This is a genomic window from Micromonospora sp. NPDC051296, assembly GCF_040682255.1.
In the GTDB taxonomy this organism is placed as follows: domain Bacteria; phylum Actinomycetota; class Actinomycetes; order Mycobacteriales; family Micromonosporaceae; genus Micromonospora; species Micromonospora craterilacus.
In genome coordinates, this window is the sequence record NZ_JBFBAO010000045.1 from 13,682 (window position 1) to 28,715 (window position 15,034).

General features: G+C 70.4%; 10 protein-coding genes and 1 pseudogene. 8 read left to right on the forward strand and 3 right to left on the reverse strand.

Going from position 1 to position 15,034, the window contains the following annotated elements; all coding sequences use genetic code 11:
- Positions 1 to 195: 195 nt before the first annotated feature.
- The 4 genes from glgX (at position 196) to AB0M52_RS07865 (ending at position 6,905) form a co-directional block, all read left to right on the forward strand.
- Positions 196 to 2,313, forward strand: a complete 2,118-nt coding sequence (gene glgX / locus AB0M52_RS07850; protein WP_363950375.1) for a glycogen debranching protein GlgX — start codon at positions 196 to 198, stop codon at positions 2,311 to 2,313.
- A 1-nt stretch (position 2,314) separates the two neighbouring features.
- A complete protein-coding gene (treY, locus tag AB0M52_RS07855; protein WP_363950378.1) occupies positions 2,315 to 4,606 on the forward strand; it encodes a malto-oligosyltrehalose synthase in 2,292 nt (763 codons plus the stop codon).
- 14 nt (positions 4,607 to 4,620) lie between these two features.
- The gene (treZ, locus tag AB0M52_RS07860) at positions 4,621 to 6,345 is read left to right on the forward strand and encodes a malto-oligosyltrehalose trehalohydrolase (RefSeq protein WP_363950380.1); all 1,725 of its coding nucleotides are present in this window, start codon (positions 4,621 to 4,623) and stop codon (positions 6,343 to 6,345) included.
- Between the two features lie 194 nt (positions 6,346 to 6,539).
- Entirely contained in the window at positions 6,540 to 6,905 is a 366-nt protein-coding gene (locus AB0M52_RS07865; RefSeq protein ID WP_363950382.1) for a hypothetical protein, read from the forward strand.
- Here AB0M52_RS07865 and AB0M52_RS07870 read toward each other — a convergent pair.
- The 3 genes from AB0M52_RS07870 to AB0M52_RS07880 all read right to left on the reverse strand — a co-directional run bounded on the left by AB0M52_RS07870 (position 6,875) and on the right by AB0M52_RS07880 (position 10,149).
- On the reverse strand, positions 6,875 to 8,158 hold the full coding sequence (locus AB0M52_RS07870; protein WP_363950384.1) for a hypothetical protein: 1,284 nt from the start codon (positions 8,156 to 8,158) through the stop codon (positions 6,875 to 6,877). The genes AB0M52_RS07865 and AB0M52_RS07870 overlap by 31 nt on opposite strands.
- A complete protein-coding gene (locus tag AB0M52_RS07875; protein ID WP_363950386.1) occupies positions 8,104 to 8,982 on the reverse strand; it encodes an inositol monophosphatase family protein in 879 nt (292 codons plus the stop codon). Before AB0M52_RS07875 ends, AB0M52_RS07870 begins: the two co-directional genes overlap by 55 nt.
- A 168-nt stretch (positions 8,983 to 9,150) precedes the next feature.
- Positions 9,151 to 10,149, reverse strand: a complete 999-nt coding sequence (locus tag AB0M52_RS07880; RefSeq protein WP_363950388.1) for a hypothetical protein — start codon at positions 10,147 to 10,149, stop codon at positions 9,151 to 9,153.
- 250 nt (positions 10,150 to 10,399) lie between these two features.
- Here AB0M52_RS07880 and AB0M52_RS07885 point away from each other — a divergent pair, with 250 nt between their 5' ends.
- The 4 genes and pseudogenes from AB0M52_RS07885 to AB0M52_RS07900 form a co-directional block, all read left to right on the forward strand.
- Positions 10,400 to 11,695 carry a low temperature requirement protein A gene (locus tag AB0M52_RS07885; RefSeq protein WP_363950391.1) on the forward strand — a complete coding sequence of 432 codons (1,296 nt, stop codon included), beginning with the start codon at positions 10,400 to 10,402 and terminating at the stop codon, positions 11,693 to 11,695.
- 57 nt (positions 11,696 to 11,752) lie between these two features.
- On the forward strand, positions 11,753 to 13,204 hold the full coding sequence (gene argG, locus AB0M52_RS07890) for an argininosuccinate synthase (RefSeq protein WP_363950393.1): 1,452 nt from the start codon (positions 11,753 to 11,755) through the stop codon (positions 13,202 to 13,204).
- 81 nt (positions 13,205 to 13,285) lie between these two features.
- Positions 13,286 to 14,233 carry a hypothetical protein gene (locus tag AB0M52_RS07895; protein ID WP_363950395.1) on the forward strand — a complete coding sequence of 316 codons (948 nt, stop codon included), beginning with the start codon at positions 13,286 to 13,288 and terminating at the stop codon, positions 14,231 to 14,233.
- A gap of 380 nt (positions 14,234 to 14,613) precedes the next feature.
- A pseudogene (locus tag AB0M52_RS07900) lies at positions 14,614 to 15,034 on the forward strand (cellulosome enzyme); the annotation flags it as partial.

The following is a 15,034-nucleotide window of genomic DNA, read 5'->3' on the forward strand; positions in this document are numbered from 1 at the left end:
GGGCAGTCACGCGCCCGCGATCCAGGAAACTCCATAACGGCCGATCCCGCACCCTGAGGACGGTCACAGTGACCGAAGACACCGCAAGGCTTCATGTCCCCTCAGTCAGCCGGATACCGGTCATTCATCCGTTCGGATGGATTGGTGGCGGACCGTTCGGGGCATTACCGCTGACTCTTGGCCCGAAGGAGTGACATGCAGGTCTGGCCGGGCGAGCGGTACCCCCTCGGCGCCACCTACGACGGGATGGGCACCAACTTCGCGATCTTCTCGGAGGTGGCCGAGAAGATCGAACTCTGCCTCTTCGACGAGTGGGACACCGGCGCCGAGCGTCGGGTCGAGCTGCGGGAGGTGGACGCGTACGTCTGGCACGCGTACCTGCCCGGGATCGGGCCGGGGCAGCGGTACGGCTACCGGGTGCACGGCCCGTACGATCCGCCGAACGGGGTGCGGTGCAACCCGCACAAGCTGCTCATCGACCCGTACGCCAAGGCGGTCGACGGCGACGTGCGCTGGGACCCGGCGGTCTACGACTACGAGCACGGCGACCCGGAGCGGATGAGCACCACCGACTCGGCGCCGTACATGCCGAAGTCGGTGGTGGTGAACCCGTACTTCGACTGGGGCAATGACGCACCGCCCCGCATCCCGTACCACCACTCGGTCATCTACGAGGCGCACGTACGCGGGCTGACCCGGCGGCTGCCCGGCATCCCCGACGAGCTGCGCGGCACGTACGCCGGCATCGCCTCACCGCCGATGATCGAGCACCTGACCCGGCTCGGGGTGACCGCGATCGAGCTGATGCCGGTGCACCAGTTCGTCAACGACCACCGGCTGGCCGACCTGGGGCTGCGCAACTACTGGGGCTACAACACCATCGGCTTCTTCGCCCCGCACCACGGCTACTCGGCGCTCGGTCACCTCGGCCAGCAGGTGCAGGAGTTCCGCGGCATGGTCCGGGCGCTGCACGCCGCCGGCATCGAGGTGATCCTCGACGTGGTCTACAACCACACCGCCGAGGGCAACCAGCTCGGCCCGACGCTGAGCTTCAAGGGCGTCGACAACCCCAGCTACTACCGGCTCGGCGAGTCCGATCGGCGCCACTACGTCGACTACACCGGCACCGGCAACAGCCTCAACGTCCGCAATCCGCACTCCCTTCAGCTGATCATGGATTCGTTGCGGTACTGGGTCACCGAGATGCACGTCGACGGCTTCCGCTTCGACCTGGCCGCCACCCTGGCCCGCGAGTTCTACGAGGTGGACCGGCTCTCCACCTTCTTCGAGGTGGTGCAGCAGGACCCGGTGGTCAGCCGGGTCAAACTGATCGCCGAACCGTGGGACGTCGGGCCGGGCGGCTACCAGGTCGGCAACTTCCCGCCGCAGTGGACCGAGTGGAACGGCAAGTACCGCGACACGGTCCGCGACTTCTGGCGCGGCGAACCGGCCACCCTGGCCGAGTTCGCCTCCCGCATCTCCGGCTCGGCCGACCTCTACCAGGACGACGGCCGCCGCCCCTTCCACAGCATCAACTTCGTCACCTGCCACGACGGGTTCACCCTGACCGACCTGGTGTCGTACAACGACAAGCACAACGAGGCCAACGGCGAGGACAACCGGGACGGCGAGAGCCACAACCGGTCCTGGAACTGCGGCGTCGAGGGCGACACCGACGACCCGGGCGTGCTCGCCCTGCGGGCCAGACAGCGGCGCAACTTCGCGGCCACCCTGATGCTGTCGCAGGGCGTGCCGATGATCGGTCACGGCGACGAGCTGGGCCGCACCCAGCGCGGCAACAACAACGCGTACTGCCAGGACAGCGAGCTGGCCTGGGTCGACTGGGAGCACGTCGACAGCGCGCTGCTGGAGTTCACCCGCCGCATGGTCGACTTCCGCCGCCAGCATCAGGTGTTCCGTCGCCGCCGGTTCTTCACCGGCCTGCCGGTACGCGGCCGGGAGGTCGACGAGCCGCTGCCCGACCTGGCCTGGTACACCCCCGACGGCCGGGAGATGACCGGCGAGGACTGGGGCAACGACTTCGGCCGCTCGGTGGCGCTCTTCGTCAACGGCGAGGGCATCCGCGAACGCGGCCAGTACGGTCAGCGCCACCGCGACAGCTCCTTCTGGCTCTGCTTCAACGCCCACGACGCCCCGCTGGACTTCACCCTGCCGCCGGCCGAGTTCGGCCAGCGTTGGGCGCTGGTGATCAGCACCGCCGAACCGGACCAGGACAAGGGCAGCACGGTGGAGGCCGGCGGCACCGTCTGCGTACCGGATCGCTCGCTGGTGGTGCTGGAGAGGGTGGCCTGAGATGGCCGCGAACCCGCACTCCGTCGGCGCCACCTACCGGGTGCAGGTGCGCCCCGGCTTCGACCTGGACGCCACCGCCGGCCTCGCCGGATACCTCGCCGACCTCGGCGTCACCCATCTGTACAGCGCGCCGCTGCTGGCCGCCGCCCCGGGCAGCGCGCACGGCTACGACGTCGTCGACCACCGCCGGGTCAACCCGGAACTGGGCGGCGAGGCGGGCCGGCAGCGGCTGCTGTGGGCGCTGCGTACCGCCGGGCTCGGCCTGGTGGTGGACATCGTGCCCAACCACGCCGGAGTGGCCGTGCCGGCGGCCAACCCGGCCTGGTGGGACGTGCTGCGCCGGGGCCGGTCCTCGGCGTACGCGCCCTGGTTCGACATCGACTGGGACCGGGGCCGGCTGCTGCTGCCGGTGCTCGCCGACAGCCCCGACGCGCTGGACGACCTCAAGCTCGCCGACGGGGAGCTGCGCTACCACGAGCACCGCTTCCCGGTCGCCGACGGCACCGGCGACCGCAGCCCGCGCGAGGTGCACGACCGGCAGCACTACCAGCTGGTCTCCTGGCGGCGCGGCGACGCCGAGCTGACGTACCGCCGGTTCTTCGCCGTCTCCGACCTGGCCGGGCTGCGGGTGGAGGATCCGGAGGTGTTCGCCGCCACCCACGAGCTGGTGCTGTCCTGGGCGGCGGCCGGCGAGGTCGACGGCATCCGGGTCGACCACCCCGACGGGCTGCGCGACCCGGCCGGCTACCTGGCCCGGTTGCGCGCCGCCGCCCCGAACGGCTGGCTGATCGTGGAGAAGATCCTGGAGTACGGCGAGGAGCTGCCGGACTGGCCGGTGGACGGCACCACCGGCTACGACGCCCTCGCCGCGGTCGGCGGACTGTTCGTCGACGGCGACGCCGAGGCCGAGTTCACCGCCCTGGACACCCGGCTCACCGGCCGGGCCACCTCCTGGGCCGACCTGACCCACGACACGAAGCTCTTCGCGGCCACCCGGCTGCTCTCGGCCGAGCTGACCCGGCTGGCCGCGCTCGCACCCGAGGTCGACCGGAATGCGGCCCGCGCCGCCCTGGCCGAGCTGGCCGCCGCCTTCGCCGTCTACCGGGGGTACCCGCCGGAGGGCAGCCGGCACCTCGCCGCCGCCCGCGCCGAGGCCGGCCGGCGCCGCACCGACCTCACCGGGGCGCTGGACGCGCTGACCCGGCGGCTCCGTGACCCCGACGACGAGCTGGCTCGGCGCTTTCCGCAGTTCACCGGCGCGGCGATGGCCAAGGGCGTCGAGGACACCGCCTACTACCGGTGGACCCGGTTCATCGCGCTCAACGAGGTCGGCGGCAGCCCCATCCACTTCGGCACCCCACCGGGCCGGTTCCACCGCTTCGCTGCCGGTCGGCACGGCCGCTGGCCGGCGAGCATGACCACGCTGTCGACCCACGACACCAAGCGCGGCGAGGACGTCCGTGCCCGCCTCGCCGTGCTCGCCGAGCTGCCGCAGCGCTGGGCGGAGCAGGTGAGCCGCTGGATGGCGGCGGTGCCGCTGCCCGACGCCGCGCTGGCCCATCTGCTCTGGCAGACCGCCGTCGGCGCCTGGCCCATCGAGCGGGAGCGGCTGCACGCGTACGCCGAGAAGGCGGCCCGGGAGGCGGCGGCCTCGACCAGCTGGACCGACCTCGACCCGGCCTTCGAGCAGGCCATGCACGCCCTGGTCGACGCCATGTACGACGACCCGACCGTCAACGCCTCGGTCAGCGACTTCGTCGCCGAGATCACCCCGGTCGGCTGGTCCAACTCGCTCGGCCAGAAGCTGGTGCAGCTGGCCATACCGGGGGTGCCGGACACCTACCAGGGCACCGAGCTGTGGGACAACTCCCTGGTAGACCCGGACAATCGCCGCCCGGTCGACTTCGGCGTACGCCAGGAGCTGCTGGCCCGGCTCGACGCCGGCTGGCAGCCGGCGGTGGACGACACCGGCGCGGCCAAGCTGCTCGTGGTGTCCCGGACCCTGCGGCTGCGCCGCGACCGCCCCGAGCTGTTCGGCGACTACCAGCCGGTGGTCGCGCACGGGCCGGCCGCCCGGCATGCCGTCGCCTTCGACCGGGGTGGCGCGATCGCCGTGGCCACCCGGCTGCCGCTGGGCCTGGCAGCCTCCGGCGGCTGGCGTGACACCACCCTGCAACTTCCCGTTAAAGAGGTGTCGTGCCTGTTCACCGGCCGGGTCTACAGTGACGGACAGGTCCGCCTGGCCGAGCTGTTGGCCAGCTATCCCGTCGCGCTGCTCGCCCCCATTACTTGATCACGGGAGGCGTCATGACCGAGTTCACGGTCTGGGCACCGGAGGCGTCGCGGGTGCGGCTGCGCCTGTCGGGCGCCGCCGACCACGAGATGAGACCCAGCCGGGGCGGCTGGTGGCGGGTCGAGGTGCCCGCCGCCGGCCCCGACTACGCGTTCCTGCTCAACGACGACGACCAGGCGCTCCCCGACCCCCGGTCGTTGTGGCAGCCCTCCGGCGTGCACGGCCCGAGCCGCCGTTATGACCACGCCGCGTTCGGCTGGACCGACCAGTCCTGGACCGGCCGGCAACTGCCCGGAACCATCCTCTACGAGCTGCACGTCGGCACCTTCACCCCGGAAGGCACCTTCGACGCGGCGATCGGCAAGCTCGACCACCTGGTCGACCTCGGCGTCGACATGATCGAGCTGCTGCCGGTCAACGCCTTCAACGGCGAACACAACTGGGGGTACGACGGCGTCTGCTGGTTCGCCCCGCACGAGCCCTACGGCGGCCCGGACGGCCTGAAACGGCTGGTCGACGCCGCCCACGCCAGAGGGTTGGGGGTGATCCTCGACGTCGTCTACAACCATTTCGGGCCCTCCGGGGCCTACGCGCCGATGTTCGCGCCGTACCTCGGCAAGCGGGACACCCCCTGGGGCCGCGCGATCAACCTGGACGGCCCACACTCCGACGGGGTACGCCGCTTCATCGCCGACAGCGTGCTGATGTGGCTGCGCGACTACCACGTCGACGGGCTACGCCTCGACGCCGTACACGCCATGCCCGACTCCCGCGCGGTGCATCTGCTGGAGGAGATCGCCGTCGAGGTCGAGTCGCTGTCGGTGCACCTGGGCCGCCCGCTGTCGCTGATCGCCGAATCCGACCTCAACGACCCCCGGCTGATCACCCCCCGGGAGTCCGGCGGCTACGGCCTCCAGGCCCAGTGGAACGACGACGCCCACCACGCCCTGCACACCCTGCTCACCGGCGAACGGCACGGCTACTACGGCGACTTCGGCACCCTGGAATGCCTGGCCGAGGTGCTGTCCGGCGCGTTCTTCCACACCGGCACCTGGTCCAGCTTCCGCCACCGCCAACACGGCCGCCCGGTCGACCCGCGCACCCCCGGCCACCGCTTCGTCGCGTACCTCCAGAACCACGACCAGGTCGGCAACCGCGCCACCGGCGACCGCCTCTCGGCCACCGTGTCGGCGGCCATGCTGCGGGTCGGCGCGACCCTGCTGATGACCGCGCCGTTCACCCCGATGCTGTTCATGGGGGAGGAGTGGGCGGCCTCGACGCCGTGGCAGTTCTTCACCAGCCACCCGGAGCCGGAACTGGCGACCGCGGTGGTGTCCGGTCGGCGGCGAGAGTTCGCCGCCCACGGTTGGTCTGACACCGCGGTGCCCGATCCGCAGGACCGGCAGACGTTCATCCGCTCCCGGCTCGACTGGGCCGAGCTGGACAAACCCGAACACCGCCAGATGTACGACTTCTACCGGCGGTTGATCGCCTTGCGGAAGTCGCGGCCGGAGCTGTCGGATCCGCACCTGTTCGCGATCGACGTGCGGCACGGCGACCGTTTCCTGGTGATGCGGCGGGGCGGGTGCCTGGTGGCGGCAAACCTCGCCGACAAGCCGCAGCGAATCACGCTGCCGGGGGTGGCGCGGCGGGTTCTCCTGGCCACGGGCGAGGGCGTCACCGTCCAACGCGACCGCATCGAGTTGCCTGCAGAGACAGCCGCGATTGTGGCGCTCTGAGCGTCCGAGTGCCTCGTCGCGCAACCTGGATCGCTTAACCGCGCGCCGTCCCCGCGAGATCTTGGACAGTTCCCGTTCCGCGAAAACGGGAACTGTCCAAGATCTCGCGGCAATCTCCCACCATACGGGAAGCACCCCGTGGTGATGCCTTGTCGGAGGTGTGTTGGCATCGTACGAGTTTCGGGCAGGTCGCCGTGGAGTTGGCGCGGGTGGTGGCGGCGATCGAGCGGGGCGACGTGGCCGAGGCCATCTACCGGCACGAGGTGGCGATCCGGCGGGATGGGTGGCGGCGGCTGCCGGCGGAGTATCGGGGTGCCTACTTGGTGGACGCCGCGCGGGCGTACCTGCTGGCCGGTGACCTGCTCGGGGCCGGGCGGATGCTGGTCGCCGCGGACGGCATCGCGCCGGCCGAGGTCCGGTCGCGGCCTTCTGCGCGTACCCTTTGGCCGAGGTGGCCCGGGGACGGCCCGCGCCGGCCGGTGTGGCGCGCCTGGCCACCCTCGTCGGCCTCACCCGGTGACCACCGCTCTCAGCGGCCGGCGCGTTTCCAGGCGCGGTAGAACTCCTTGTAGAGGAAGCGCTGCACCGGGGTGCCCGTGGCGGAGACCTGTTTGCCGATCGCCCGTGCCCCGATCCACATGCCGGCGACCTTGGGTACGCCGGGCACCGACTCGGTCACCGAGGCCACGCCGTTGACCAGTTCCTGCTCCACCGGGGAGAGTGCGACCTTGCGCAGGCCAAGCCGTTCCAGTAGCTGCCTTTTTGCCCCGTTGATGTCGCGGGCGAGCCGGAGGGAGTCCTCGTCGGTCACACACCGTGCGACGGCCGCGCGCAGGTCGGCCGCCTTGTCGCGGTATTCGGCGATGCGGCTGACCACCAGCTCGATCCACTCGTGGTCGCTTGTTCTACCGGTCTCCGTGGCCTGCCAGAGCCGCCCGCCGAGCAGCGGAAGTTCGAGTTCGAGCAGTTGTACGCGGTGCGTGTCGTTGTCGTCCGCCGCTGTGACGAGGGATTGGTGGATTCCGCGGATGGCCTTGATGACATCGAGCACGACTCCCTCGGTTGCGCCTTCGGCGGACAGGTCGAAGGTCAGCAGGAAGTCTCGTCGAATGGGGTGGGCCTGATAGGTCAGCCGGGTGACGTCCGCCCGTGAGCGGTATTTCAGCCCACGTGCGAGCGTCGCCGCGACGTAGACCTCCTCCCCGGGCGGTGCCATCGATTGCAGCGGGCCACGCAGCACGATCGAGGCGGCACGCGCCCAGGTGCCGAATGGGTCGTCCTCCACGCCGTCGGAGGTACCGATGCGATCGCCGTGGTGACCGGCCACCCGGACGTGTGCCGCCTGGAAGGCGCACCATCCGTGGACGCGCTTCGACAGCGAGTTGCGTTCGCCCGGCAGGGCGTCGTCACAGGCGATGGCGTGCTCGATGAACTGGCCGAGCACCTGGTTTCCCCGCCAGCTTTGCAACTCGTCCAGCGCTTCGTCTTCGGCTCCCCGCACTCGGCTCGTCTCGTCTGCGTCCAGCTGTAGCGGATGGAGCAGCCCGGCGTCGGCCAGCGCACGGAGGAGATACGGCTTGACGCCGAAATCGGCGGCGGACGGTCGGGCGAGGACCGGATGGGCGACCCACACCCGTTCCATGAAGATCAAGGACTGGATCAGCTCGACGAATGCCTGGCGCGCGAACGGGTCGCCGGGGCGGGCACCGCGATTCTGGGCTGCGACGAAATCCTCGGCGCTGATGATTGAGGTGACGTCTACGAGGACTTCGGTGTTCCGGTGGGGGAGTCCCGGACTAGCTCCACGAACCACTTGACGGCCTCCGGGCGACCCATCACGGTGCTGGCGAAAGTCGGCTCTGGTTGGGCGAGCGTCTCCATCGGCACCGGCAGGTGCCTGATTGCATTCACGTCTGTGGACATTAGACCGACGATCTCACCGAGGCACAACCCCGCCAGGCCGTCCCAGACCTTCTGCCGAGGCCGGTAGAAGAGGTCGAAACGCGGGGCGTCCTCCGCGAGATCGGTGAGGTCAAGTGCGGTACGCAGCATGTCCAGCGTCTGTGACGTGGTGCGCGTCTTCAACGCGTACCCGGCCTCGGCCATGGCGGTCTCGTGCGGCGGCACCGCCGACTGCGCGCTGCGGGTCAGGGATGCGACACGAGCCGAAGCCTTGTTGTACGCGGCCGGCAGCCCGTTGACCGTGATCGTCTCGTCGGCTCGGGAGGCGAGAACGACGATCGGCTTACGGCCGGTGGCCAGCTCGGGGGCGACGATCAGCGCGGCGACCGGTTCCCGCCGCTCCAGCAGACAGACGACGGAGCAGAACTCGACGCTCTGTGGCCGGACGAACTCGGCCGTGCCGTCGATCGGGTCGATGACCCAGATCCGTTCGGGTTCCTCGTCCAGACCCGGCCGCCAGGTGCCGCTGCCCGACTCCTCCGCCAGCACCCGTGCCTCGGGATCGACCGACCGGATCCGGCTGATGAGCATTTCTTCGATGGCGAGGTCGGCCTCGGTGAGTAGGGTGTTGTCAGCCTTCTCCCGGACGTCCAGCTCGGCCACCCGGGACCGGTACGACGCGAGCCCGCCCAGCAGCTCGGTCGTCAGGTCGGTCCACAGCTTGTCAAGATCCATCGACTCGACTCTCCTCGCGACCAGCTCGGGACGGCCCTTCGATCGACGGGGCCCATCATTTCACCCCGAGACCCCGCCACCGAGCGTGCGCTGGTCGTCTCCCGCACCGGCCGGCGTGGCGAGGCCGGTGGTGCTGGCCGCGCCACGCCTGGTGACCGTTGGCGGCCGTCACGACCAGGGGGCGGTGGGGTACCAGGGGATGATCTCCCGGCGAGCGAGCAGGCGGATGTCCCAGTAGAGGAAGGTGAAGGCGCCCGCGACGATGAACGCCACCGCGATGGTCGCCGCCAGTCGGGACGGGCGGGCGGCGAACCAGTTCTGCAGCCGGCTGCCGGCGAACCACGCCAGCAGGAGGAACAGCACCGCCATGACGACGATGTTGCCGATCGACTGGAGGGTGAACGCCGCGGCGCCGTACAGCGGGTTGCCGCTCTCCGCGGCATCGCGGAACATCTGGCGGAACAGCGGGAACGGCCGTCCGATCAGGAAGCCGGCGATTAGCGCGCCCATGAAGACCAGCGGGGCGTTGGGGTACCGGCGGGAGATCCGGGCGAACGGGTCCGGCACCACCTTCAGCGCGGCCAGCCCCAGGTAGACCATGATCAGCCCGATCAGGCCGAAGACCACCATCGACTGGATGCTGCGCGGGGACAGGGATCCGGGTGTGTTCGGGGCGGTGGAGAACTGGGGCATCGACGTGCCGACCAGGCCGACGATCGCGCCGTACACGGCGGAGACCGCGATCATGCCGACCGCCATCCAGCCCAACGGGCGCAGCGGTGTCAGGAAGCGGCCCAGCCGGCTGTCGGACGTGCCGGCCAACGGGGCGATGGCGCCGAAGGCGGCGACGTTGCAGGCGGTGAAGGTGCCGGCGACGCCGGAGACGAACGCGAAGATCACGCCCGCCACGACCCCGCTCAGCGGAGTCTCCTTGGCGTCGTGGCCCAGCATGGTGTTGGCGATGTTGTCGCCGATGGTCTGGTCGACGAACTCCGCCGACCAGACGACGGTGAGCAGGAAGCCGCCCAGCACGCTGAGCAGGATGATCAGCCCGCGTCGGCGTGGTACGTCCCCGGGGACGAACAGGGAGGTGGCGCGGGGCTCGGACGGCAGCCGGATCTCGTCAACTGCGCGCGGACGGCTGGTGCGTCGGTCAGCCTGAGTCACGGAAAGCTCCTCGACATATACGGAGGGTGAGAATTCGATGATGGTGGATTGGCTGAAGGTGGATTTCTTCCTGGTTGCTCGATAGTGGGCGACACGCGAGGGTGGCCGTTTTGTCGGTCTTGGCCGGCTTGCGGTGGTGAGGCGTTAGGTTGGGGTCCCGTCACATCGGGAGGCCGGGTTGTTGACGCGTGTCGAGCTGTGCGAGCGCATCCGCGCTGACCGCCGCTGCTGACCCCCGGCGGATCGGGAGATGGACAGCGCGGGGCGTTCGGTTCGACCCTGGCGGCTCCGGCCGGCGGAAGAGGGCATCAAGGTCAGCCGCCTGGAGGTCTTCTTCGACCTGGTCTTCATCTACGCGCTGTCCAACGTCGCCCGGGCCACCTTCGGCGACCACACCCCCGACGGGTTGCTGCGGGGCGTCTTGATCCTGGCCCTGCTGTGGTGGTGCTGGATCTCCTACGTCTGGGTGGGCAACAGCGTCCACGCCGGCGAGGGTTGGATGCCGATCGTCATCTTCATCGTGATGGCGGCCGTCTTCACGGTGGCCCTGACGCTCCCGGAAGCCTTCACCGACCTGCCCGGCGGCTCGAACGGGCCGCTGGTGTTCGCCGGCTGCTACTTCGTCATCCGGATGTTGAGCCTGGTGGTCTTCCGGCAGGTCACCCGGCACGACCGGCCGGTCCGCCGTCAGGTCTTCCGCCTCGCCGTCCCGGTGGTCACCGCCACCGGGCTGCTCGTCGGATCCGCGTACCTCCCCGAGCGGGTGTTCGGCGTGCACCGGTTCGCGGTCCAGGTGATCTTGTGGGCGCTCGCCGTCGCCGTCGAGTACGCCGGCGGCTTCCCGGTCGGGGGGCGGCGGTGGCGGATCGTCTCCGCGGCGCACTGGACGGAACGCTACGAACTGATCATCATCGTCACGCTGGGCGAGCTGATCATCTCGGTCGGCACCGGCACCAATCCGCTGAGCTGGGCGATCAGCTGGCCGGTCATCTGCGCGGCAGCGCTCGGGATCGCCGTCACCGCCACCCTGTGGTGGGCCTACTTCGACGTCATCGCGCTCGCTGCCCAGTTGGCCATGCGCAACGCGCACGCGTACGACCGGGTCGCGCTCGCCCGGGACGGCTACGTCTACCTCCACCTGCCGATGGTCGCGGGGATCATCACCCTCGCCGTCGGCGCCGAGGACCTGCTCAAGCAGGTCAGCGACCGTGGCGTTCCGCTGCACCAACCGCTGGACCCGGCCGGCACGTACCTCATGTTCGCCGGCGTGGGCATCTTCCTCCTCGGCCACCTCGGTTTCCAGCTCCGCGTCCTCGGCACGGTCACCTGGACCCGAGTCGGCGCCATCGTGCTCCTCGCGGCCCTGACACCGGTGGCGGTGTCGGTCCCGGCGCTCGCCTCGATCGGCATCCTCGCCGCGACCGGGCTGGCGCTCGCCGTCGCCGAACTCATCTTCCTGGCCGGCTCCCGGCGGGCCCTGCGAGAGGCCGTCCTGGAGGAACACCACGCCCACGCGACCCGCGAAGCCGAACGGTGGCGGCGTTAGGGCACCCTCTCGCGGCTTCGTTTGCATGGGCATGCGGCGTGGTGCATACTTTTCCTCGTGTCCAAGGTTCTCACCTCCCTGCCCACCGGTGAACGTGTCGGCATCGCCTTCTCCGGCGGCCTCGACACCTCGGTCGCGGTCGCGTGGATGCGCGACAAGGACGCCATCCCGTGCGCCTACACCGCCGACATCGGCCAGTACGACGAGCCCGACATCGCCTCGGTGCCCGGTCGCGCGCTCAGCTACGGCGCCGAGGTCGCCCGCCTGGTCGACTGCCGCGCCGCCCTGGTCGAGGAGGGCCTGGCGGCGTTGACCTGCGGCGCCTTCCACATCCGCTCGGGCGGGCGGGCGTACTTCAACACCACCCCGCTGGGCCGGGCGGTCACCGGGACCCTGCTGGTCCGGGCGATGATCTCCGACGACGTGCAGATCTGGGGCGACGGCTCGACCTTCAAGGGCAACGACATCGAGCGGTTCTACCGGTACGGCCTGCTGGCCAACCCGCAGCTGCGCATCTACAAGCCGTGGCTCGACACCGACTTCGTCACCGAGCTGGGTGGGCGCAAGGAGATGTCGGAGTGGCTGCTCGACCGCGGCCTGCCGTACCGGGACAGCACCGAGAAGGCGTACTCCACCGACGCCAACATCTGGGGCGCCACGCACGAGGCGAAGACCCTCGAACACCTCGACACCGGCATCGAGACGGTCAACCCGATCATGGGGGTCCGGTTCTGGGACCTGTCGGTGGAGATCCCCACCGAGGACGTCACCATCGGCTTCGACCAGGGCCGCCCGGTGACGATCAACGGCAAGGAGTTCGCCAGCCCGGTCGACCTGGTGCTGGAGGCCAACGCCATCGGTGGCCGGCACGGCCTGGGCATGTCGGACCAGATCGAGAACCGGATCATCGAGGCCAAGAGCCGGGGCATCTACGAGGCGCCCGGCATGGCACTGCTGCACGCCGCGTACGAGCGGCTGGTCAACGCGATCCACAACGAGGACACCCTGGCCAACTACCACAACGAGGGCCGCCGCCTCGGCCGGCTGATGTACGAGGGGCGCTGGCTGGACCCGCAGGCGCTGATGCTGCGTGAGTCGTTGCAGCGCTGGGTCGGCACGGCGGTCACCGGCGAGGTGGCGCTGCGGCTGCGCCGGGGCGAGGACTACTCGATCCTGGACACCACCGGCCCGGCCTTCAGCTACCACCCGGACAAGCTGTCGATGGAGCGTACCGAGGACTCGGCGTTCGGTCCGTCGGACCGGATCGGCCAGCTCACCATGCGCAACCTGGACATCGCCGACTCGCGGGCGAAGCTGGAGCAGTACGCCACCCTCGGCATGGTCGGCGGCGGCGTGCCGCAGCGGATGGTCGGTGCCGCGCAGGCGGCCTCGACCGGGCTGATCGGCGCGATGCCGGAGGGCGGTGCGGAAGCCATCGCGTCCCGGGGGGTGCCCTCCGCGGAGGACGAGGCGCTCGACCGCGCCGCGATGGAGTTCGGCGTCGACTGACCCGCCGCCGCCCGGCCGGGGCCCGTGCTCGGGCGACACCGACGCGTCGTCGCTGTTGCGCCGGGCTTGTCCAATGAGCACGTGGCTGACGACATCGAACACCGGCTGGCTGCGGCCGCCGAGGCGCTGCGTGAGTACGAGGTGACCACGCAGCGCGTAGCGGATCTGCGGACCCGGGTGGACGAGATGGCCACCCGGGTCGCCGCGCTGCGCGCCGAGTGCGCCGGCGAGGAGAAGGACGTCGCCCGGCTGGAGGGGCTGTCGTTGACCCGGGTGCTGGCCTCGTTGCGCGGGGCCCGGGACGACCTGCTGGCCCGCGAGCGCGCGGAGGCCGACGCCGCCCGTTACCGGCTGGCCGAGGCCAACGGCCGCATCGAGGCGCTGCGGGGCGAGCAGGACGTCGCCCGGGCGCGGCTGCACCAGCTCGCCGCGGCGCCGAACACCTACGCCGCCATGCTCGACGAGAAGGAGCGGCACCTGGCCGGCTCCGGCGACCCGCGTGGCGCGCGGCTGCTGGCACTCGCCGACGAGCGCGGACGGCTCAGCGGTGAACTGCGTGAGGTGGGCGAGGCCCTGCACGCCGCCCGCGCCGCACACGACGCCCTGGCGCAGGTACGCCGCAAGCTCGACAGCGCGTCGGGTTGGTCGACCTACGACACGTTCTTCGGCGGCGGGATGGTGAGCAGTGCGCTCAAACACTCCCGACTGGACGAGGCGGCCCAGGCCGCGGCCCGCGCCGACCGGTGTCTCGCCGTGCTGCGTACCGAACTCGCCGATGTCGAGGGCATGAACCTGATCGCGCCGCGACTGGCCGTCGGCAGCCTGACCAGATTTGTCGATGTCTTCCTCGACAACATCTTCACCGACCTCGCCGTCCGGGGCCGGATCAAGCAGGCTGTGCACAACGTCGACCAGTCCGTCCAACTGGTACGCGAGGTGCAGGGCCGGCTGGAGCAGCGAGCCGCCCAGGCGCGCGCGGGCCTCGCCAACGTGCAGACCGAACGCGACCGTCTCCTCAGCCCCCGCTGAGCGCCCTCGCCGACGGCGTTTCCGGCCCGTTGCGGGGTTGACGCCCTTGGAAGTTAGCGTTAACAATGCGGTGACCATCGAACTCGTCGTTCGATGGCCGGGCCACCCGGAGCGCCAGATCGGGCGCTGCCTGGCCCGCTGACCCGCGGCACCGCCGGCTTCGCGACGGCGGGCCGCAGGTGGCCTTGCCTTGCCAGTTCGCCGACTGTCAGTGCTGTCGTGGACGCCCCACCTCCCGATGGAAGGAGTCTTCTCCCCGGCCAATTAGCGAACCGGTTCGACGGTCGGTGACCAGCCAGCGAAGCCTGTGCGTGGGGCCGTGCGCCGACGGATCGCGCGAGGACCATCACCAACGCAAGCGACAACAAGGAGCTGCCATCATGGCGTTGTCGAGAGCAACCCACATACGCGCGGCCGCGCTGTCCGCCGTGCTCACCTTGGTGGGTACGGCAGGGTTCGCGGTGCCCGCCGCCGCAACCAGTCTGCCGTCGCCGTCCCTGCACTACGAGTTCAACAGCATCGATCTGTCCACCGGGGTCATCCCGGACACCTCGGGCAACGAGCTCGCCGGCACGCTGGTGAACCGCACCACGGCGTCCCTGGTGGACGGTGCCAGCGGCGGCTCGGCGCTCAAGCTGCCGGGCGGAGCGCCGACGTCCAACGGTGCCTACGTCAGCCTGCCCCGCGCCGCTCTTCAGGGCGCCTCCGACCTGACCGTCTCGACCCGCATCAGGTGGGACGGCAGCACGTCGCCCTGGCAGTGGATCTACGCACTCGGCACGAACAACACCCGTTACCTCT